Origin of the sequence: Bosea sp. Tri-49, from assembly GCF_003952665.1 — a bacterium.
GTDB lineage: Bacteria > Pseudomonadota > Alphaproteobacteria > Rhizobiales > Beijerinckiaceae > Allobosea.
Genome location: NZ_CP017946.1, coordinates 998,422 through 1,018,186 on the forward strand (window position 1 = coordinate 998,422; position 19,765 = coordinate 1,018,186).

General features: G+C 66.1%; 18 protein-coding genes and 1 pseudogene. 11 read left to right on the plus strand and 8 right to left on the minus strand.

The features are described 5' to 3' along the window. Nucleotides 1-10: 10 nt before the first annotated feature. The 3 genes from BLM15_RS04990 to BLM15_RS05000 all read right to left on the minus strand — a co-directional run bounded on the left by BLM15_RS04990 (nt 11) and on the right by BLM15_RS05000 (nt 2,680). Complete coding sequence (locus BLM15_RS04990; RefSeq protein ID WP_126110929.1) at nt 11-829, minus strand: amino acid ABC transporter ATP-binding protein; 819 nt, start codon at nt 827-829, stop codon at nt 11-13. A gap of 11 nt (nt 830-840) precedes the next feature. Next, entirely contained in the window at nt 841-1,674 is an 834-nt protein-coding gene (locus tag BLM15_RS04995; protein ID WP_126110931.1) for an amino acid ABC transporter permease, read from the minus strand. A 136-nt stretch (nt 1,675-1,810) separates the two neighbouring features. Then, nucleotides 1,811-2,680, minus strand: coding sequence for an ABC transporter substrate-binding protein (locus BLM15_RS05000; protein WP_126110933.1), 870 nt, complete (start codon nt 2,678-2,680; stop codon nt 1,811-1,813). 351 nt (nt 2,681-3,031) lie between these two features. On the opposite strand from BLM15_RS05000, the gene BLM15_RS05005 reads away from it, so the two are divergent. Both BLM15_RS05005 and BLM15_RS05010 read left to right on the plus strand, forming a co-directional pair. Further along, the gene (locus tag BLM15_RS05005; protein ID WP_126110935.1) at nt 3,032-4,048 is read left to right on the plus strand and encodes an amino acid ABC transporter substrate-binding protein; all 1,017 of its coding nucleotides are present in this window, start codon (nt 3,032-3,034) and stop codon (nt 4,046-4,048) included. A gap of 245 nt (nt 4,049-4,293) precedes the next feature. Continuing rightward, nucleotides 4,294-4,563 (plus strand): annotated as a pseudogene (locus BLM15_RS05010) (aspartate aminotransferase family protein); the annotation flags it as partial. A 94-nt stretch (nt 4,564-4,657) separates the two neighbouring features. Here the strand turns inward: BLM15_RS05010 and BLM15_RS05015 are convergent. Further along, complete coding sequence (locus tag BLM15_RS05015) at nt 4,658-5,248, minus strand: amino acid synthesis family protein (RefSeq protein WP_126110939.1); 591 nt, start codon at nt 5,246-5,248, stop codon at nt 4,658-4,660. A 145-nt stretch (nt 5,249-5,393) separates the two neighbouring features. Between BLM15_RS05015 and BLM15_RS05020 the strand changes: the two genes are divergently transcribed. From BLM15_RS05020 to proX, 9 genes are all read left to right on the plus strand, one after another. Further along, the gene (locus BLM15_RS05020; RefSeq protein WP_126110941.1) at nt 5,394-7,205 is read left to right on the plus strand and encodes a helix-turn-helix domain-containing protein; all 1,812 of its coding nucleotides are present in this window, start codon (nt 5,394-5,396) and stop codon (nt 7,203-7,205) included. 124 nt (nt 7,206-7,329) lie between these two features. Further along, nucleotides 7,330-8,310 carry a flavin reductase gene (locus BLM15_RS05025; RefSeq protein WP_126110943.1) on the plus strand — a complete coding sequence of 327 codons (981 nt, stop codon included), beginning with the start codon at nt 7,330-7,332 and terminating at the stop codon, nt 8,308-8,310. Between the two features lie 15 nt (nt 8,311-8,325). Next, nucleotides 8,326-9,837, plus strand: coding sequence for an aldehyde dehydrogenase (locus BLM15_RS05030; RefSeq protein WP_126110945.1), 1,512 nt, complete (start codon nt 8,326-8,328; stop codon nt 9,835-9,837). 35 nt (nt 9,838-9,872) lie between these two features. Beyond that, a complete protein-coding gene (locus BLM15_RS05035; RefSeq protein ID WP_126110947.1) occupies nt 9,873-10,973 on the plus strand; it encodes an LLM class flavin-dependent oxidoreductase in 1,101 nt (366 codons plus the stop codon). A 3-nt stretch (nt 10,974-10,976) separates the two neighbouring features. Then, complete coding sequence (locus tag BLM15_RS05040; protein WP_126110949.1) at nt 10,977-11,828, plus strand: alpha/beta fold hydrolase; 852 nt, start codon at nt 10,977-10,979, stop codon at nt 11,826-11,828. Then, nucleotides 11,825-12,139, plus strand: a complete 315-nt coding sequence (locus tag BLM15_RS05045; RefSeq protein ID WP_126110951.1) for an NIPSNAP family protein — start codon at nt 11,825-11,827, stop codon at nt 12,137-12,139. Before BLM15_RS05040 ends, BLM15_RS05045 begins: the two co-directional genes overlap by 4 nt. 159 nt (nt 12,140-12,298) lie before the next feature. Further along, the gene (locus BLM15_RS05050) at nt 12,299-13,492 is read left to right on the plus strand and encodes a quaternary amine ABC transporter ATP-binding protein (RefSeq protein ID WP_126110953.1); all 1,194 of its coding nucleotides are present in this window, start codon (nt 12,299-12,301) and stop codon (nt 13,490-13,492) included. Beyond that, complete coding sequence (locus tag BLM15_RS05055; RefSeq protein WP_126110955.1) at nt 13,479-14,432, plus strand: ABC transporter permease; 954 nt, start codon at nt 13,479-13,481, stop codon at nt 14,430-14,432. The genes BLM15_RS05050 and BLM15_RS05055 overlap by 14 nt, the downstream gene beginning before the upstream one ends. 141 nt (nt 14,433-14,573) lie before the next feature. Next, on the plus strand, nt 14,574-15,611 hold the full coding sequence (gene proX, locus BLM15_RS05060; RefSeq protein ID WP_164547399.1) for a glycine betaine/L-proline ABC transporter substrate-binding protein ProX: 1,038 nt from the start codon (nt 14,574-14,576) through the stop codon (nt 15,609-15,611). Between the two features lie 399 nt (nt 15,612-16,010). Here proX and BLM15_RS05065 read toward each other — a convergent pair whose 3' ends face one another. From BLM15_RS05065 to BLM15_RS05080, 4 genes are read right to left on the minus strand one after another with little or no spacing between them, the layout of a single operon-like run. Beyond that, on the minus strand, nt 16,011-17,024 hold the full coding sequence (locus BLM15_RS05065) for a proline racemase family protein (protein ID WP_126110957.1): 1,014 nt from the start codon (nt 17,022-17,024) through the stop codon (nt 16,011-16,013). A gap of 36 nt (nt 17,025-17,060) precedes the next feature. Next, entirely contained in the window at nt 17,061-17,852 is a 792-nt protein-coding gene (locus BLM15_RS05070) for an ABC transporter permease (RefSeq protein ID WP_126110959.1), read from the minus strand. Nucleotide 17,853: 1 nt separating this feature from the next. After that, nucleotides 17,854-18,687 carry an ABC transporter permease gene (locus tag BLM15_RS05075; protein ID WP_236846575.1) on the minus strand — a complete coding sequence of 278 codons (834 nt, stop codon included), beginning with the start codon at nt 18,685-18,687 and terminating at the stop codon, nt 17,854-17,856. Further along, nucleotides 18,684-19,745, minus strand: a complete 1,062-nt coding sequence (locus tag BLM15_RS05080) for an ABC transporter ATP-binding protein (protein ID WP_126110961.1) — start codon at nt 19,743-19,745, stop codon at nt 18,684-18,686. Before BLM15_RS05080 ends, BLM15_RS05075 begins: the two co-directional genes overlap by 4 nt. Nucleotides 19,746-19,765 lie beyond the last annotated feature (20 nt).

Below are 19,765 nucleotides of genomic sequence, written 5' to 3' on the forward strand. Positions count from 1 at the left end.
CCCTTGTTCATCAGTGGCGGACGGCGTTGATGAAGGCGCGGGTGCGCGCCTCCCTGGGATCGACCAGCACGGCGCGCGGATCGCCGAGCTCGACGATCTGGCCCTGGTCCATGAAGGCGACGCGGTGTCCGACTTCGCGCGCGAAGCCGAGCTCATGGGTGACGCAGATCATGGTCATTCCGGTCGCGGCGAGGTCGCCCATGACCTTGAGCACCTCGGAGACCAGCTCCGGATCCAGCGCCGAGGTCGGCTCGTCGAACAGCAGTAGCTCCGGACGCATGGCGAGCGACCGTGCGATGGCGACGCGTTGCTGCTGGCCGCCGGAGAGCTGGGAAGGGTAGGCGTCGCGCTTGTCGGTAAGCCCGACGCGTTCGAGGAGGGCGAGGGCTCGCGCCGTCGCTTCCGCTGCCGGCTCGCCCAATACCTGCACCGGCCCCTCGATGATGTTCTGCAGGGCCGTCAGATGCGGAAACAGGTTGAAGCGCTGGAACACCATGCCGATCGAGCGGCGCTGGCGGGCGATCGCCGCATCGTCGAGCTCGTAGAGCTTGTTGCCCTCGCGGTGATAGCCGACGCGCTCGCCTGAGACCCAGAGCGCGCCGCCATCGATGCGCTCGAGCTGGTTGATGCAGCGCAGGAAGGTACTCTTGCCCGAGCCGGAGGGGCCGATGATGCAGAGCACTTCACCCTTGGGGATCGCGAGATCGATGCCTTTCAGCACCTTGAGCTGCCCGAAATGCTTCTCGACCTTCTGGGCGAGCACGATCGGGGCGCCCGCAGCGAGGTGATCGGGGTCGGTTGTCCGGACCTTGGGGAGGATGTTGGTCATCGCCCCGCTCCTCAGCGCCGCGCCGGCGCGGCGACGCCGCGGGCGTAATAGGCCTCGATCCGCCCCTGGATCAGGCTGAGGATGGTGACGACGACCAGGTACCAGATCGCGGCGACGATCAGCAGCTCGATGACGCGCGAATTGGCGTAGTAGATGTTCTGTGCGCTGTGCAGGATCTCGGCGAACTGGATGACGCTCGCCAGCGAGGTGAGTTTCACCATGCCGATGAACTCGTTGCCGATGGGCGGCACGATCACCCGCATGGCCTGCGGCATGATGATCCGCCGCAACAGTTTGAGCCGGGTCATGCCCAGGGTCTGCGCCGCCTCATACTGACCGTTGTCGACAGAGAGCAGGCCAGCGCGCACCACCTCGGCGGTGAAGGCGCCCTGCTGGATGCCGAGGCCGAGCAGTGCCGCGACGAAGGGCGTCATCACGTCAACGGTCTTGAAGGAGAACAGGCCGGGTATGCCGATCGTCGGAAAGACCAGCGCGAGGTTGAACCAGAGCAGCAGTTGCAGCAGCGCCGGCACGGCCCGGAAGAACCAGATGTAGCCGACCGCCGTCATCGAGAGCACGGGATTGGTCGAGAGCCGCATCACCGCGAAGACGACGCCGAGCGTGATGCCGAGCAGCATCGCCAGAATCGCCATGACGATCGTGTTGACGAGGCCTTTCATGATGGCTTCGACGGTCAGGAACTCGGCGACGTAGTCCCACTCGATCTGCCCGACCGCGAAGGCGCGCACGATCGCCGCCAAGGCGAGGCAGACTGCGGCAGCGCCGATGAGCCGCCCGAAATGCCGGCGAGGAACGATAGTGAGATCGTCGGTTTCAGCGATCATCTTGCCTCGATGGCTGGAGGTCGTTGGGACAGGCGATGGGCAGGCGAAAAGCGCCGCCTCGGGTGCGGGTCTCAGGCGCAGTCAGCGGGCTGCTCCGAAAGGGCCGCTGCCAAGGGGCGACCCCTTGGGACTGACGTCACTGGCCGGCGTCGATCGTGGGCTCGGAGAGGCTCTGCCGTTCGAGGCCGAATTTCTTTAGCGCCTGCTGGTAGCTGCCGTTCTTCATGACCACAGCGGTCGCCTTGGCGACGGCGTCACGCAGGTCGCTGTTCTTTTTCTCGAAGGCGAGGCCGAACAGCGTCTTGTTCAGCGGCTCTCCGATGAAGGCATAGGTGTTCGGCTCATCCGCCATCAGATAAGCCACATATTCCGGACCGAGCACGGCGGCATCGAGCCTGCCCTGCTTGAGTTCCAGCCGGGTCGCCGTGGCTCCGGCTGTGCCGTTCACAGTGATCGCGGGCTTGCCGGCGCCGGCGCAGTTCTTCTCGCTCCAGGCTGCGGTGACCGGCATGTAGCTGGTGGTGCGCGGGGCGCCGACCGTCTTTCCGCAGAGATCGGCATTGCTCTTCAGCTCACCCGCCTTGGCCGACAGGGCAAAGGGCTGCGCGCCGGTGGCGAGATAGTCGACGAAGGTGAGCTTGTCGCGGCGCGAGGGCAGATCACTGATCGCGGTGCCGATCATGTCGATGCGGCCGGTTGTCAGCGATGTCATGAGCTGCTCGAAGCTCATTTCCTCCCACTTGACCGAGACACCGAGCTCCTTGGCGATCGCGTTGACGAGCTCGACGTTGAAACCGATGCGCTCGTTGGTCTTCGGATCCTTGTAGGCCATGGGCGGATAGGTGGTCTCGATGCCGACCACGATATGCCCGGCCGATTTGAGGGCGGCTGGCAGCGGGATGCCGCTGCCTTGCTGGGCAGAGGCCGGTGCTGCGGCCGCAAGGCCGAGCGCCAATGTGAATGCGGCTGCCGGAAGATGCCGTCCGGCTGGAAAACTAGCGGTCATTGTTGTTCCCCGTTTTGTCGGCTGGCGAGATCGCAGGCCCGGAAAGGCATTGCACTCGGCAGGCGGACGCCGTTTGATCGGCGTTGCAGCGATCTTAGCGGGGGTGTTCCGGAACGGGGCGGCAGCGCGCTATGATTTATTTCCGGGCGCTATTCGGTGCGCTTATACGCGCTGCGGTAGGTCCTAAGGGGACATACGCCGCAGAGTAAGGGAAGCAGGAGGCCCCCTGCTCACCGCTACCTTCAATTCATCGAAGTTATGGCAGAGCCGAAAAACTGATAGCCGGCCGAATTGTCTGCGTGGCCGCTGTGGTGTCTCTGAACTCGTCGCACGTCGACCAAAGGGGACACCATGAAATTTGTCTTGAAGGCGGCCCTCGCCGGGGCCGCCATTGCACTGGCCTCCGGAGCTCAGGCGCAGACCTTGAAGACTGTGAAGGCGCGCGGTGTGCTGAACTGCGGCATCGGCACCGGGCTCGCCGGCTTTGGCCTCGCCGATGCCAGCGGCACCTGGCGCGGCGTCAATATCGAGTTCTGCAACTCGCTGGCGGCTGCAATCTTCAGCGATCCGGCAAAGGTGAAATTCGTCTCCCTGTCATCGAAGGACCGCTTCACGGCGCTGCAGGCCGGGGAAAGCGATCTGGTCTCGGCGACGACGACATGGACCATGTCGCGGGATGTCCAGGTCGGTCTCAACTTCCGCCCGATCTTCTACTATGACGGTCAGGGCTTCATGGTGAAGAAGTCGACCGGCATCAAATCCGCGAAGGAGCTCAGCGGCGCCTCGATCTGCATCCAGCAGGGCACGACCACGGAGCTGAACACCGCTGACTACTTCCGCAAGAACAACATGAAGTTCGAGCCGGTGACCTTCGCCACCAACAACGAGGCGACGGAGGCCTACGAAGCAGGTCGCTGCGACGCCTTCACCACCGACCAGTCCGGCCTCTACTCCGAGCGACTGCGCTTCAAGGACGCGTCGGAGCACGTCGTACTGCCGGAGACGATTTCCAAGGAGCCGCTGGGCTATGCCGTGCGCCATGGCGACGATCAGTGGTTCGATATCGTCAGCTGGGCCCAGTACGCCCTTGTGACGGCCGAGGAACTCGGAATCACCAAGACCAATATCGACGAGATGCGCGATAAGTCGGACAATCCCGATGTCCGGCGCCTGCTCGGCAAGGAGGGCGCGTTTGGTCAGTCGCTCGGCCTCGACAACGACTGGGCTTATCGCATCATCAAGACGGCGGGAAATTACGCCGAGATTTTCGATCGCAATCTCGGCCAGCAGTCGCCACTCAAGATCGCGCGCGGTCAGAACGCGCTCTGGATGAACGGCGGCCTGCAGTACGCGCCGCCGATCCGCTAGAGTCGCAAAAAGCGCAGCTGCCGCACTCTTCGAAGGTCGATCTTGAGCGGTCGGCTCATGTTTGCCGAGGCGGTAGCGATCTCGTGGATATGTCGGCGACGGCTCCTCCTGCATCTTCTCAGGCCTTCCAGTGGGCGCCTGCCTTGAGGCTGTGCCCATAGCTTGAGCCCGCGATGGGCGAAGCCAGCGCGACGGTGCTAGGACCCAGGCATTGGACGGTTCTCAATCAACGACGCGGTCGATCCGGCGAGGCGCGTGGTGTCGGCATGCCGGGCGCGCTCGAATGCATCGCTGACCGTGAGGGCAAGACCTGCTTCGACCCTGACCTCAAGCTCGGTGCGTGCATCTTGAAAGCGGTGCGGCCGCGGGTCGATCGCCCGCGCCATGCCGCATGGCGAGATTCTCGGTTTCGCCCCGCCATTGGTCATGCGCCGCGGCGAGACGCCGCCATCGCTGAGAAGGCTTTGCGGCAGGTGGAGGACGAGCTTGTCCGCGACAGGCGCGCGCTCGCCTGAGGTCGCGGTGATCCCTGCAGTGGACATGCAAAGAAAAGGGGCCCACCGGATCGGCGGGCCCCACAAGCTCGAGCGAAACGCCTCAGTCGCCGGCTCAGGCAGTCTCCAGTTCCTGCTTCATCTCTTCCATGTCCTGAAAGCGGTCGGCGAGGCGCGGATGAGCACGGCTGTTGTCGGCGGCGCCGATGGCGACCAGCACCTCGTCGGCGGCCGGCGCATCCGGGATCTGGAACTGGGCGGTGAGGAAGTGCGAGCGCTTGCCGGTCTCGCTCTTGTGGATCATCGGTAGCGATAGCAAGGCGCCCGGCGCGTTGCGCGTGTTGGTGAAGCTCAGATAGGCAGTGCCCTTGACGGCCTCGCGGAACATGTTGCCGAAGCGCAGCGTGTGGATCAGCGCCGAGGCGTGCTCGATCTCGCCATTGGAGCCGACAGCGGCGGCCTTGCCATAGGCCTCGACCTGTTCGGCCGGCATAACCGCGACGAGGCGCCTGGTGAGCTCCGCGCCGAGATGCGGGGCGATGCGCAGGATCTCGGGACGCAGGTTGTCGACGAAGCCCTGTCCAGCCCAGGGATTGCGCAGGACGGCCGCCACGACGACGAAGCGCACCGGCTTACCGGCGGTCTTGCCGCCCTCGATGAAGGTTTCCTCGACGAAGGTCGAGATCTTGCGCAGGCCGTAGTCCATGGCGTGTCCACCCATTGCGATTGTGAAACGGTGGTGAAACGTAGCGGCCGCGCTTCCGCTTCGTCTTCCATCGGATCGCTGGAAGAATATCGTGGAACGACCTGCGATGCGGCGTAAGGTCGGCCGCTAGGGAAGGATCAGCACGATGGCGGACCAGGCCTCGCAAATGCGCTCGCTGCGCGACGTCGCGAGCCGGATCAATTCCGGCGGTGATCTCGACACGGTGCTTCGCGACCTGATCCGAGCTGCCTGCGAGCATGGCGGCTGGGCGCTGGGCTCGATCATGGCGATCGATGCGGCGCATGGCGAGGCGCACGTCATCGTCCGGCACGACCCGACATTGCTGCGCCGGCCGCTGGAGAATCGCTGGGAGCTGGCGACGAGCCCCGCTTTGATCGCGCTCCAGCGCAACGAGCCCGTCTATATCCGTGACGCACGTGCCTCGGACGAGTTCCCGGGCTATCGCCGTGAGGCCTTCGAACGCGACTATCGCACCGTGCTCGTGCTGCCGATGAGCTGCTTCGACGCGCAAGGTCGGCCAATGGTGCTCAACGTCGTCTCGCGCGGCGTGACCGACGTGTCCGGCGACGACCTCGCCTTCATGAGCATGATCGTCCATCTCGGTGGCATCGCGGTGGCGCGCGAGCATCAGCTGCGGGCGCAGCGGCTGGCGGCGGAGCAATTGCAGAACGCCCTGCAGACCCAGACCATGCTGTTGCAGGAGGTTCTGTCGGGCGGCTCGACCGCGGCTCTTTCCACCATGCTCGCCGGGCTGCTGCCGGATGCGATCCTGGTCGTGGATTTTGCCGGGAATGCGCTCACGGCCAGCCGCTCGCCGGTGCCGCTGCGCTACGACGATGCGGCCTGGCAGAGAGCACTCGACGGCGCGGTCGGCGCGCAGATCGCGGCTGGCGCTCGGGAGGCCGTGGCGGCCGGACGGGTCGAGCCGCAGAGCCTTCACCTCGATGACGGATCGCAGCGGACGCAGATCGCGGCAAGGATCGAGGCGCTCGATGTCGATGGCCAGCCGGTCGGCGCGCTGGTGATCTTTCCGGAGAGCGGGGAGAGCGCCGGAGACCTCCAGCGGCTCCTGCTCGACAGCGTGAAATTTGCGCTCAGCGTGCAGATGATGCGCAGCGTCATCCGCTTCCGCTTCGAGACGCGCACCCTGACCGAGCTCTTCTTCGAGATCGTCGAGCGGCGCTGGCGGGATGCCGACGACATCGTCCAGCGCGGCCGCCGGCTCGGGCTCGCGCTTGGCACGCCGGCGCGGATGATCGTGGTGGATTTTCCCGATGGCCCGACCCCGCCGGCCGATATCAGCGTCGACTGCCACCACGCCGTGACCCGGCTTGCACGCCAGATGAACCTGTCGATTAACGTCATTGCGGTCGGTGGCGGGCTCGTCTGCCTCGTTCCGGAGGGGAAGAGTGGGGGGCCCGAGCGGGCGGCGAAACTGGCGCACCGCATGGTCGAAGTCCTGCGCCACAGCTTCAGCCGCGAGCCGATCGTAGTGCTCGGCGGCGTCTGCGACGGGCTTGAGAGCTACCCGAAGGAATGGGAGCGTTGCTGGCGGATGATCCGGATCGCCCGCTCCTTCGGTCGCAGCGGGACCCTGTCGGCCTTCGACTTCGGTCCGATGCCGATGCTGATCGGCGCGGCCGAGTCGGCCGATGTGCGCAGCTTCGTCGACGGGGCGATAGGCACCCTGATCGCGCATGACCGCAAGCACAATACGCCTTATCTGGCGACGCTCGCAGCGTATCTGCGCGAGGGCTGTCGCGCCCAGGCCTGCGCCGACGCGATGGGGCTGCATGTCACGACCTTGCGCTACCGCCTCTCGCGCATCCAAGATCTCTTCGGCATCGATCCGGAAACGGCCGACAAGCGTTTTGCCATCGAGCTCGCCATCCGGCTGCACGGCGTCATCGAGAGTAGCGAAGTCACGGTGGCGTGAGAGATGTCTGTTCCATTGATCCGGCGAAACATTTCCTGAATTCGTCCGGCTGTTCCTAGGAAGCGAAGGGCCTTCTCGGCGCCTAGCCTCTTACCACGATCCTGCATTGATCGAGGTGAGGTGGATGCTCGCTACCGCGGAAAAGACGGCCCCTGCGATCGATCCAGTCGCGCTGCGCCGCGCTTTCGGCACCTTCGTGACCGGCGTCACCGTGATCACCACGCGCGATGCCGACGGCACCCCGCGGGGCATGACCGCGAACTCCTTCACCTCGGTCTCGCTCGATCCGCCTCTGCTCCTGGTCTGCGTCGGCAAGAGCGCCCATAGCTACGGCGCCTTCAACAACTCGGATTCCTTCGCGGTCAACCTGCTGCACGAGGCGCAAACCGACGTCTCGAACCTGTTCGCTTCCAAGGCTGCGAACAAGTTCGATACCGTCAATCACGACAGTGTCCACACCGGCGCGCCGGTGCTGACCGACTGCCTGACCTGGTTCGACTGCACGGTCCACAATCGTGTCGACGCCGGCGACCATGTCGTGCTGATCGGCGAGGTGCAGGCCTTCGGTACGAGCCCCTCACCGCCACTCGGCTTCTGCCGCGGCCGCTACGCCAATGTGAAGGACCCCCTGCCGCCCGGCTGGCTCGAGTCGCACGGCATGATCGTCGGCTATCTCATCGAGTCGGACGGGCAGCTTCTGCTTCGCGCCGACGGCAAGGGCGGCTGGGTGCTGCCGAGCGCCAAGCGCCGCATCGCCGACAACGAGCTGAAGCTCGACGGCGGCGATGCGCTGACGCTCGTGCCGGACGACACCTTCCTCTACTCCGTCTTCGACGTCAGCGACGGCGACCCAGGCTACCTGATCTACCGCGCCCGCCTCGCACTGGAATCAGCCTCCCTGGCGCTGTCAGCCGGGCTGCGCTTCTTTCCGGTCGACCAGCTTCCCTACGACGAGATCCCGACCCGAGAGATTAGTTCGATGCTGCGGCGCTACGCCCGCGAGAGCACCAGCAAGCGCTTCGGAATCTACATGGATTCCAACGATGGCGGCCGTCTCGCCATGGTCGGCGAGGCGCAGCCCTGGACCACCGTTCCGCAATCCTGAGCCGGTAAAGCGATCATGCAGACGACCGTCACTTCCCTCGAAGGTTCGCGCCAGGGTCTGTTCATCGACGGCGCCTTCGTCGCGCCGAAGAGCGGCGTCTATGTGCCGTCCTACGACCCGACAACGGCCGAGCCCTGGTACGAGTTTGCGCAGGGCGATGCCGCCGATGTCGACGCGGCCGTGCGCTCGGCGCGGGCCGCCTTCATCAACCCGGCCTGGCGCCGCATGACCCAGACCGAGCGCGGCAAGCTGGTGCGCCGGCTCGGCGAGCTCGTGCTCGCGAACGCCGACGAGCTGGCGATGATCGAGTGCCGCGACAACGGCAAGCTGCTCAAGGAGATGCGGGCCCAGATGCGGGCCATCCCGGATTCCTATCTCTACTTCGCCGGCATGGCAGACAAGCTCCAGGGCGACACGATCCCGGTCAACAAGCTCGACTCGCTGAACTTCAACCTGCGCGAGCCGCTCGGCGTGATCGGCATGATCATTCCATGGAACTCGCCGCTGATGATGCTGACCGGCACGCTCGCGCCCTGCCTCGCCATCGGCAACACCATCGTCGTGAAGCCCTCCGAGCATGCCACGGCCTCGAGCCTCGCACTCGCGGAGCTGGCGATCGAGGCCGGCATCCCCCCGGGGGTTCTCAACGTCATCACCGGCGACGGCGCCACCACCGGCGAGGCGCTGACGCGCCATCCCGGCATCGCCAAATACGTCTTCACCGGCTCGACCTTTACCGGCCGCAGGATTGCGGGCAACGCCGCGCAGAACTTAGCGCCCTGCCAGATGGAGCTGGGGGGCAAGTCGCCCCATGTCATCTTCTCCGATGTCGACATCGACCGGGCGGTGAATGGCGTCGTCTCCGGCGTCTTCGCCGCCGCCGGCCAGACCTGCGTCGCCGGCTCGCGCTGCTTCGTCGAGCAGCCGGTGTACGACCGCTTCGTCGAGGCGCTGGTCGCGCGCACGCGCCGCATGAAGGTCGGTCACCCGCAGACCGAGGACACCGATATCGGCCCGGTCGCGCTGGCGGCCCAGCTCGCCAAGGTCGAGGATTATGTTGGCTCCGGCGTGCGCGACGGCGCCAAGGTCGCGGCCGGCGGCCGCCGGCCACAGGACGGGGCGCTGGCGCGCGGCTGGTATTTCGAGCCGACCGTGATGGTCGAGGCGCGCAACGACATGCGCTTCATGCGCGAGGAGATCTTCGGGCCGGTCGTCGGCATCGTGCCGTTCAAGACCGAGGCCGAGATGATCCAGCTTGCCAACGACACCGAATACGGTCTCGCCTCCGGCATCTGGACCAAGGACATCGACCGGGCGATGCGCTTTGCCCGCGAGATCGATGCCGGCACCGTCTGGATCAACACCTACCGCTCTGCCGCCTACATGTCCGCCAATGGCGGCATGAAGAACAGCGGCTATGGCCGCCGCGGCGGCTTCGAGGTGATGCGCGAATTCTCGCGCCTCAAAAACGTTCTCATCGACTACTCGGGCGCCATGCAGGACCCGTTCGTCATTCGCCTGCGCTGAACTGTCCGCGACAGAAGCCAGAACGGAGGAAAGCCATGAAATTCGCCGTTTCCATCAGCATGGAGCGCTTCTCACCGGGCGAGTCCATGCAGGACGCCGTCAGGAATTTCCGCGCTCTGGCGAGGGTCGCCGACGAGGGCGGCTTCGAGACTTTGTGGACCGCCGAGCATCACACCATCGAGTGCACGATCTCGCCGAACCCGTTCCAGACGCTGACCTGGCTCGCCCAGCATACCGACCGCATCCGGCTCGGCACCGCAACGCTAGTCGCACCCTACTGGTCGCCGATCCGACTGGCCGGCGAGGCTGCGCTCTGCGACCATCTTACCGGCGGGCGCCTCGAATTCGGCATCGCCCGCGGCGCCTATCAATACGAGTTCGACCGGATGGCCGGCGGCATCCCGCAGCAGCAGGGTGTCGCCTTCATGCAGGAGCTCGTGCCGGCGGTGCAGAAACTCTGGGCGGGCGACTATGAGCATGACGGGCACTACTGGAAGTTTCCGCTCGCGACCTCGGTGCCCAAGCCCCTGCAGCAACCGCACCCGGCGATCTGGGTCGCGGCGCGCGATCCCGGCACTTTCGACTGGGCGATTGGCATCGGCGCCAACATCCTCTCGACGCCACTTTCGGCGCCGCCGGCCGAGGTCGGCGTGCTCGGTGAGAAGTTCCGCAAGGCGGTCGCCGACCATCCTGGGCGCCCCCGCCCACGCCTGATGATGCAGCGGCGCACCTGCGTCTATGACCGGCAGGCCGACTGGGAGCTCGCTGTCCGGCATTCGGTCGATTACGGCGGCTATTTCGAGAACCTGATGCAGAACAGCGGCACGGTGACGAACGGCTTCCCTGAGGCCATTCCCTTCGAGACCATCGCCAACCGCGACAACTACAATCCGCAGGCCGTGCGCGACAATCTGATGTTCGGCACGCCCGACGAGGTGATCCGCAAGCTCCAGGTCTATGAGGATGCCGGCGTCGATCAGTACTGCCTCGGCCTATCCTTCAACCTGCCTTTCGAGCTGCAGATGCGAACGCTGCGCCTCTTCATCGACGAGGTGATGCCCCATTTCGCCGCCCGCGAGCGGGACGAGGCCCAAGTGGCAGAACAAGGGCCGCGCCTTGCGGCCGTGGGGTACTGAGCCATGGCCGCGGGAACCTCAGCCGCCCGGCGCGCCGAACCGGCAGACGGGCCGCGGAGCCTGACCGTCGGCGGCGTAACGCTGAACTATCGCCTGCAGGGGCAGGGCGAGCCGCTCATCTGCGTCCACGGCGTCGGCTCCTATCTCGAGGCCTGGAAGGGCGTGGCGGAACGCCTCTCCGACCGCTTCCGCATCCTCAGTTTCGACCTGCGTGGCCATGGCCGCTCGAGCAAGGTGCGCGGGCGCTACGAGATCGACGATTTCGTCGGCGATGTGCTGGTGCTGGCCGATCATGCCGGCTTCGAAAGCTTCAACCTCGCCGGCTTCTCGCTTGGCGGGCTGATCGCGCAGCGACTTGCGCTGACGCATCAGCAGCGCGTCCGCCGGCTCGTGCTGCTGGCGACGGTGGCCGGACGCAACGAGGAGGAACGCGAGCGCGTCGCGACGCGGCTTGCGGCCCTGCAGGCCGGCGACCGCGGCTCGCATTACGACGCCTCGCTTTCGCGCTGGCTGACCGAAGGCTTCCAGGAGCGCAATCCCGAGCTGATCGCGAAGCTGCGCCAGCGCAATGCCGAGAACGACCCGGAGTGCTATGCTGCGGCCTATCGGGTGCTGGCGCAGACCGATTTTGGAGGGCTGCTCGACCAGATCCGCATCCCGGTCCTGATCGCGACAGGCGAGGAGGATGCCGGCTCCAATCCACGCATGGCGCTCTACATGCACGAGCGCATCTCCGGCTCGCAGCTGCACATTCTGCCGGGCCTGCGCCACTCGATCCTGACCGAGGCGCCCGAGCAGGTCGCCGGCCTGATGCGCAGCTTCCTCGGCGACGGCAGGGAGGGACAACGCGCATGATCGTCGAGGAACGGATCTATCGCATCCGCACCGGCCGCGTCGGCCGCTATCTCCAGCTGGTGCGGGAGGAGGGGCTGGAGATCCAGCAGCCGATCCTCGGCCATCTGGTCGGCTACTTCACCACCGAGATCGGACCGCTCAGCCACGTGACCCATCTCTGGGCCTATGCCGATTTCGAGGACAGGACGCGCCGGCGCCAGCAGCTCGCGGATGATCCGCGCTGGCAGGCCTTCCTGCCCAAGCTTTCGGAGACCATCGAGCAGGCCGAGAACCGGATCCTGCTGCCGACTGATTTCTCGCCGCTGCGCTAGCGGCGATCGCGTGCACCTTCCTTCGGGGGGACGAGGGAGGGCCTTCAGCCTCCTTCGGAACGACGGAAGACGCGCCATCCCGGCCGGCTCTTAACTGAGGTCGGCAGGCAGGTCGAACAAGCCCGGTGCAATCGGGCGCCGAGAGGAGGGGTTTCGGAGATGACCGAGCGACTGCAGATCCAGAATCTGTACAAGATATTCTCCAGCACGCCCGGGCCTGCGCTGGATATCCTGGCCAAGGGCGGCGACAAGAACGAAGTCTTCGAGAGGCTCGGCGCGGTCGTCGGCCTCAACAACGTCTCGCTGACGGTGCCCGAGGGCGCCATGTACATGGTCATGGGCCTGTCGGGCTCCGGCAAGTCCACGCTGGCGCGCTGCATCAATCGGCTCAACGAACCGAGCGCCGGCAAGATCCTGCTCGATGGTCGCGATATCGTGCCGCTCGGGGAAGAAGACCTGCGCGAGGTGCGCCGCACCCGCATCTCCATGGTCTTCCAGCACTTCGCGCTCCTGCCCAACAAGCGCGTCATCGAGAACGTCGAGTTCGGCCTCAAGCTGCGCGGCATCGCTCCGGCCGAGCGCCGGCGCCGCGCCGAGGAGGTGCTGACCGTGGTCGGCCTCGGCCGCTGGGGCTATCACTTTCCGCATGAGCTCTCGGGCGGCATGCGCCAGCGCGTCGGCCTCGCCCGCGCGCTCGCGACCGATGCGGACGTGCTGATCATGGACGAGGCGTTCAGCGCGCTCGATCCGCTGATCCGCACCGAGATGCAGGACGAGTTGCTACGCCTGCAGCGCACGCTGAACAAGACGATCCTGTTCATCACCCATGACTTCCAGGAGGCGCTGAAGCTCGGCACCCGCATCGCGATCATGTCCGAGGGCGAGCTGGTCCGCGAAGGCACGCCGCAATCGATCGTGCTGGAGCCGGGCAGCGACTACGTCGCCGCCTTCACCCGCGAGATCGACCGGGCCCGCCTCTTCGACGCGCGCTCGGTGATGCGCGCCGGCGAGCCGATCCTGCAATCGGAGCGCGGCAGCCTGGTCGGCGAGACCGGTAGGGCGGGCTTCGTGCTGGACCGCGACGGCCGGATCCTCGGCACGCTCGACGCCGACGCCTGCGGCAAGGCCCGCAGCAGTGGCGAGATCGGCGCACTGAGCGCCGACTATGTCAGCGTGGGGCCGGGGGCGAAGCTGTTGGAAGTTGCTCGCAGCTATCGCGGTGGCTGCCTGATCGCGGTCGTCGACGACGACGGCAAATTCGTCGGCACGCTTGGCGCCGACGACATCCTGGCCCGCATCTCCTCCACCACGCCCAAGATCGCTTCCGCTGGAGAGTGCCATGTTCAAGGCTGACGATCTTGCCGTTTTCCCGGTCGACGCCTGGATCCAGAGCGGGGTCAGCTGGGTGGCGCTCAACCTGCGCCCGATCTTCCTCGCCATCAAATGGCCGGTCGAGAACCTGCTGAGCCTGAACGACTGGGTCCTGCACGCCATTCCGTTCCCGGTCTTCGTTGTCGGCTTCTTCCTGCTCGCCTGGCGGCTGTCGACGCTGGGAATCGCGCTGTTCAGCGCCGTCTCGCTGATCGTGATCGCCATGCTCGGCGTCTGGAACGAGGCGATGACGACGCTGTCGCTGATCTCCACCGCCATCGTCTTCTGCGCGGTGATCGGCATTCCGATGGGCATCTGGTGTGCCCGTAGTGACGGGGTCTGGAACGTCGTGCGCCCGATCCTCGACATCATGCAGACGACGCCGAGCTTCGTTTACCTCGTCCCGGTCGTGATGCTGTTCGGGGTCGGCACCGTGCCGGGCGAAGTCGCGGTCGTGACGGCCGCGGTGCCGCCGCTGATCCGCTTCACCAATCTCGGCATCCGCATGGTCGAGCACGAGATTGTCGAGGCCGGCCTCGCCTTCGGCGCTGACAAGCGGCAGCTCCTCTTCGAGATCCAGCTGCCGCTCGCCATCCCGACCATCCTCGGCGGCCTCAACCAAACGGTGCTGACCGCCATGGTGCTGTCGGTCGTCGTGGCGATGATCGGCGCCGAAGGCCTCGGCCTCGTCGTGCTCCAGGGGCTCGGCCGCCTCGATGTCGGCCGTGCCGCGGTCGGCGGCATCGCCATCGTGTTGCTCGCCATGGTTCTCGACAGGATCACGCAGAAGCTGGCTGCGCCGAAGACGGGTGGCCGGGCTGCGGCGCGCGCCTCCCTGCTCGGCACGGTGGCGCGCCTGTTCAAGGGCGGGCAGCCCGACGAGGCGGGCGCCGTGGTCGTATCGGCCAAGGAGGCTGTCTGACGCATCGCCAGATGCGCCGGCAAGTTGGGTTGGAACGCTGTTGCACACCGCCTTGAGAACCCGCCGCGAGGCGGGGAGGGGAACAACAAAAAGCAACGCAAAGGACGCCGGCACGAACTGCCGGGCAACGAGGAGAACGAAATGATGACTATCAATCGGCTGAAAGTTCTGACGGCGGCTACTGCGGCAAGCGTGCTCGCCTTTGCTGCGGCGCCGTCGCAAGCGCAGGAATTGCCCGGCAAGGGCAAGACGATCCGCTACGCGCAGAGCGACAGCCTCGGCGCCAACTACGTCACCGCCCAGATCGTGATGAAGGCGCTGAAGGAGCTCGGCTACGACATCAAGCTCAGCACTGTGAACACGACCCTATTCTTCCAGGCGGCGGCACAGGGCGATCTCGACCTTGCGACCGACGTCAACTTCCCACAGCGCGAACCTGGCTTTCGCGCCGTCGAGAAGGATGCCGAGATTGTCGGTGGCGGCCTGATCGTCGGCGGCGGCATCAACGGCTACCTGATCGACAAGAAGACGGCCGATGCCCACAGCATCACCTCGCTGATCCAGATGAAGGATTCCAAGATCGCGGCGCTGTTCGGCAAGGACGGCAAGGCCGACCTGATCAACTGCGATCCCGGCTGGTCCTGCGGTGACGTCGTCGACTTCCAGCTCGACAAATTCGGCCTGAAGGACACCGTGAAATCCATTCGCGGCAAGTACGAAGCGCTGATGGTCGAGGCCGTGGCGCGGGTGAAGCGCGGCGAACCGGCCTTCTTCTATGCCTGGAGCCCGTCCTGGGTGAACAACGCACTGGTTCCGGGCAAGGACGTCGTCTGGCTGCCGACGCCGGAGGATGCGCTGCCGGCGTCCGTCCCGAACAAGGGCTCGGCTCTGGTCAAGGGCGTCAAGGGCTGCGCCGGCGGCGCCGACCCCTGCCGCATGGCGATGGCCTCGTGGAACTGGGGGGCGGTGGCGAACAAGAAGTTCGTCGCGGCCAATCCGGCAGTGAAGGCGCTCATCGAGAACATGAAGTTCCCGCTTGAGGACTGGTCGGGCTGGGAGTTCAACATCAACAAGAACGGTGGCAGCAACGCCCTGATCACCAAGATGGCCGACGAATGGATCGGCGCCCACAAGACGCAGTTCGACAGCTGGGTCGCCGCAGGGCGCGCGGCGAAGTAAGCCGAGACCTCGTCTCCATTACCAAGGGCAGAGGCGGGGCCGTTTCCGGCCTCGCCTGTTGCATGCGAAGGGCTCGGCTCGGCTATGCCGGGTCGAAATGGGGAGCCCTGCTTAACGCGCCCGCGCTGCCGGGCCTTTCCCTTGACTGCGAGGACTATCGAACGTCTCGTCTGACGGTCCCAAACTGTCCGACTTGGCATGGTGGCGGACAGCACGACCGGCACAGCTGCACTCACCGAAAACCCCGCTCGCGCTTCGACGATGGTGTCGGCACCGCTGTCGACCGCATAGACGTCGTCGGCAATGGGCCAATGTCAGCTAATGGTGCGACCAGGAAGCGCATGCACTCAAATGGCTGCGCCGGGACAACGGGGTTTGCTCTCCCGGCGCCTATCCCGATCAGGCGACGAGGAAACCGGCGTCGACCGGATCGTCGCGGTTGATCGTCCAGCGTGCGGTGCCGAGCAGGCCGGCAGTGCCCTTCACGGTGGGGCGCACCGCGCGGGTGCCGTTCAGGCTGGTCTCGCCGATCAGGCAGCCTTCGAAGGTGCCGGAGCCGAGCAGGCCTTCCGAGCGGATCGGCTGCTGCAGCTTCATCAGGCCGCGCGCCTCGTACATCGCCATCATCGCGCTGGTGCCGGTGCCGCCCGGCGAGCGGTCGAGCTGGCCGGCTGAGAAGACGTGGACGTTCTTGTAGAAGGCGCCCTCGATCGTCGGCTCGTGCCAGAAGGTTACGAAGTTGAAGTTGTTGATATGCGCCGAGGCCGGATGCTGGATCGCGACCTTCTGGCGCAGCTGCTCGCGGGCGATGATGCCAAGGCGCGAGAGCTCCGAGCCGTTCTCTGGCGAGATCTTGAGCGAGGTGCCGCGCAGGTCGATGATCCCGAAATAGTTGCCGCCCCAGACGATGTCGGCCTTGAGCGAGCCGACGCCCGGCAGCTCGAACGGCACGTCCTGCGCCGCGACATAGGCCGGCACGTTCTCGAAGCGGGTCCAGAGCACGTCCGGCCCGTCATTGGCGACCTCGGCCGTCACCAGCCCGGCGGTGGTCTCGAAACGGATGGCGGTGCGGCCATTCGCGCCGCGCCGGACGAGGCCGAGCGCGACCATCGCCATGCCGACCGCGATCGTGCCGTGGCCGCACATATGGGAATACTGGGTGCCGTCGATATAGATCAGGCCGGCATCGAACTCCGGGCTCGACGGCGGCGTCAGGAACACGCCGAACATGTCCTTGTGCCCGCGCGGCTCGCGCATCAGGGCGCAGCGCAGCCAGTCATAGTTCTCCTCGAGGAAGCGGCGCTTCTCCAGGATGCTCGACCCGGCCGGATACGGAATCCCGCTATGGATGATGCAGAGGGGTTCACCCTCGGTATGCGTGTAGACGACATCGAAGACATTCTGCTGGCGCATGTGCGGCTCCTTTGAAAGACAGTTGGTCGTGAGGGGTTAGCGGCGTCGCTCCGAGAGCACGTCGAGGCCGATGGTGAGGTCGAGCAGCACGATCACGATGGCGGCGACGATGATCGTCAGGCCGGAGACAGCCGCGATCGTCGGGTCGATCGTGTACTGGACGTAGTTGAACAGCTTGACCGGGATCGTGGTCAGCTCGGCCGTGGTGTTGAAGATGCTGAGCTCGACATTGATCCAGGAGGCGATGAAGGCGAAGATCGCGCCGCTGACGAGCCCGCTGCGGATCTGCGGCAGCGTCACCAGGAAGAAGGTGGTCAGAGGCCGCGCGCCAAGATCGGCGGAGGCGTCTTCGAGGCTTTTTTGCTCATCGGTCAGCTGCGGCAGCACGGCGCGCAGGACGAAGGGCATGATGATCACGACATGCCCGACGAGCAGAGCCGGAAAGCTGCGCACGAGGCCGATCGCGCTGCCATATTGCAGCAGCGCCGCGCCGAGCACGACATGCGGCAGGATCAGCGGCGACATCAGCGTCTCGGAGAGCAGGCGGCGGCCGGCGAAGCGATAGCGGGCGATGGCGATCGCCGCCGGCACCGCCAGCAGCATCGCGACGACGGTTGCAGCGACCGCGAGCAGCGTGCTGGTCGTGAAGGCCGAGACATAGGACGGATCGCCCAGCATCTTGCCGTACCAGGCGAGGGTGAGCCCCTGCGGCGGGAAGGCGAGGAAGCTGGTCGTGGTCAGCGACGCCCCGACGAGCACGACCAGCGGCAGCGCGAGATAGGCCAGCGCTGCGAAGGAGACGATCCTGACGAGGATGAGCGCGACCATCTCAGGCCCTCCCCGGTTCACTGAGGCGCCCGGCGATGGCGACGAGCGCCAGCGTCAGCACCAGCATGGTGATGCTGAGCGCGCCGCCATAGTTGAAGTCGAAGACCGAGCTGTATTGCTGGAAGATCAGCATCGAGAAGACGGTGATCCGCCCGCCGCTGAGCAGCGCCGGCGTGACATAGGCGCTGACCGCCAGCATGAAGACCATGACCGCGCCGGCCATTAGCCCCGGCAGGCTGAGCGGGAAGATGATCGTGCGGAAGGTGCCGGCCGGCGTCGCGCCGAGATCGGCGGAGGCGTGCTCCAGTGCCGGATCGACCTTGGCGAGCGCATTGCCGACGGCCAGCACGATGAAGGGCAGCAGGATGTAGACAAGGCCGATCAGGATGCCGAGCTCGGTGCCGAGGAAACGCATCGGCCGTTCGATCAGGCCGAGCCCGATCAGCCCGTCATTGACGAGGCCATTGCGCCCGAGCAGCACCATCCAGCCGAAGGAGCGGACGATGTTGCTGGTGAACAGCGGCACGACCAAAAGGATCACGCAGAACCGGCGCCAGGGCCTGAAGCGCACGGTACGGACGAGATACCAGGCGAGCGGGTAGCCGATCAGGACGCAGATGAGCGTGGTCAGCGCGCCGATGCGGAACGTCACCCAGAGCACGTCCCAGTGATAGCTGTCGGCGAGGATGCGCAGGTAATGGGCGAAGGTCGGCTGGCCGCCGGGCGTGGTCAGGCTGGCGATCAGGACGACCGCCATCGGCGCCAGGAAGAAGGCGACGAAGAACGCCGCCGGCAGGGCGCAGAGCAGCACGACCGGGCGCAGCGTCCGGCTCACGACGCATCCCCCGGCACGAGGCGCAGGTCCGGGAGGCGGATATTGGCGAAGACAGCCTGGCCCGCACTCAGGCCGGCCAGAGCGGACGGCGCGAGCCTGGCTGTCAGCACGGTTCCGCCGATGGTCAGCGCGACCGAGGCATGGCTGCCGACATGGACGATGTCGGAGAGGACGGCCGGCAGGGCGAGGCACCCGGCAACGGGCTCGGCCGAGACGAGGATATCCTCGGGCCGCAGCACGCCGATGAGTTCGCCTTGCGGTGCATCAGCGGTGGAAAGCGTAATCGCGCCGCCCAGCAGGGACAGGCTGCCATAGCCGCGCCGCTCGACCTCGAGCAGATTGGCGTCGCCGATGAAGTCGGCGGCGAAGCGGGTCGCCGGGCGGGCATAGATATCCTGGCCACGGCCGATCTGCTCGATGCGGCCGCGATTCATCAGCACGATCCGGTCGGCCATGCTCATCGCCTCGTCCTGGTCGTGCGTCACGAACAGGAAGGCGATGCCGAGCCGGTGCTGGATCTGCTTGAGCTCGCCCTGGACCTTCTTGCGCAGCTTGAGGTCGAGCGCGCTCAGCGGCTCGTCGAGCAGCAGCAATTGCGGCCGGTTGACGATGGCGCGCGCCAGAGCGACGCGCTGCTGCTGGCCGCCGGAGAGCTGGGCCGGCAGGCGCTCGCCGAAGCCGGCGAGGCCGACGAGTTCCAGCGCCTCGGCGGCGCGCTTTGCCGCCTCGTCCTTGGCGACGCCCTGCCGGCGCGGTCCATAGGCGACGTTGTCGGCGACGCTCATATGCGGGAAGAGCGCATAGTTCTGGAACACCGTGTTGAGCGGGCGCCGATAGGGCGGCAACCGCGTCACATCCTCGCCCGCCAGCCTGACGGTGCCGGCCTCCGGCGTCAGGAAGCCGGCGATGCAGCGCAGCAGCGTGGTCTTGCCGCAGCCCGACGGCCCGAGCAGGGCGATGAACTCGCCCTGCTCGACGGCAAGATCGATCGCCGTCAGGGCCGCTTGTCCGCCGAAATGCTTGGACAGGCCGTCAATGGCAAGGATCGGGGTGCTCATGCTGCGGCTCGTGGTGCTCG

Excerpts from the sequence above, each read along its gene's own strand:
- BLM15_RS04995 (WP_126110931.1), bottom strand. The coding sequence starts at position 1,674 with ATGATCGCTGAAACCGACGATCTCACTATCGTTCCTCGCCGGCATTTC.
- BLM15_RS05045 (WP_126110951.1), top strand. The coding sequence starts at position 11,825 with ATGATCGTCGAGGAACGGATCTATCGCATCCGCACCGGCCGCGTCGGC.
- BLM15_RS05070 (WP_126110959.1), bottom strand. The coding sequence starts at position 17,852 with ATGGTCGCGCTCATCCTCGTCAGGATCGTCTCCTTCGCAGCGCTGGCC.
- BLM15_RS05050 (WP_126110953.1), top strand. The coding sequence starts at position 12,299 with ATGACCGAGCGACTGCAGATCCAGAATCTGTACAAGATATTCTCCAGC.
- BLM15_RS05035 (WP_126110947.1), top strand. The coding sequence starts at position 9,873 with ATGAAATTCGCCGTTTCCATCAGCATGGAGCGCTTCTCACCGGGCGAG.
- proX (WP_164547399.1), top strand. The coding sequence starts at position 14,574 with ATGATGACTATCAATCGGCTGAAAGTTCTGACGGCGGCTACTGCGGCA.
- BLM15_RS05030 (WP_126110945.1), top strand. The coding sequence starts at position 8,326 with ATGCAGACGACCGTCACTTCCCTCGAAGGTTCGCGCCAGGGTCTGTTC.
- BLM15_RS05020 (WP_126110941.1), top strand. The coding sequence starts at position 5,394 with ATGGCGGACCAGGCCTCGCAAATGCGCTCGCTGCGCGACGTCGCGAGC.
- BLM15_RS05065 (WP_126110957.1), bottom strand. The coding sequence starts at position 17,024 with ATGCGCCAGCAGAATGTCTTCGATGTCGTCTACACGCATACCGAGGGT.
- BLM15_RS05025 (WP_126110943.1), top strand. The coding sequence starts at position 7,330 with ATGCTCGCTACCGCGGAAAAGACGGCCCCTGCGATCGATCCAGTCGCG.
- BLM15_RS05055 (WP_126110955.1), top strand. The coding sequence starts at position 13,479 with ATGTTCAAGGCTGACGATCTTGCCGTTTTCCCGGTCGACGCCTGGATC.
- BLM15_RS05015 (WP_126110939.1), bottom strand. The coding sequence starts at position 5,248 with ATGGACTACGGCCTGCGCAAGATCTCGACCTTCGTCGAGGAAACCTTC.
- BLM15_RS05040 (WP_126110949.1), top strand. The coding sequence starts at position 10,977 with ATGGCCGCGGGAACCTCAGCCGCCCGGCGCGCCGAACCGGCAGACGGG.
- BLM15_RS05080 (WP_126110961.1), bottom strand. The coding sequence starts at position 19,745 with ATGAGCACCCCGATCCTTGCCATTGACGGCCTGTCCAAGCATTTCGGC.
- BLM15_RS05005 (WP_126110935.1), top strand. The coding sequence starts at position 3,032 with ATGAAATTTGTCTTGAAGGCGGCCCTCGCCGGGGCCGCCATTGCACTG.
- BLM15_RS04990 (WP_126110929.1), bottom strand. The coding sequence starts at position 829 with ATGACCAACATCCTCCCCAAGGTCCGGACAACCGACCCCGATCACCTC.
- BLM15_RS05000 (WP_126110933.1), bottom strand. The coding sequence starts at position 2,680 with ATGACCGCTAGTTTTCCAGCCGGACGGCATCTTCCGGCAGCCGCATTC.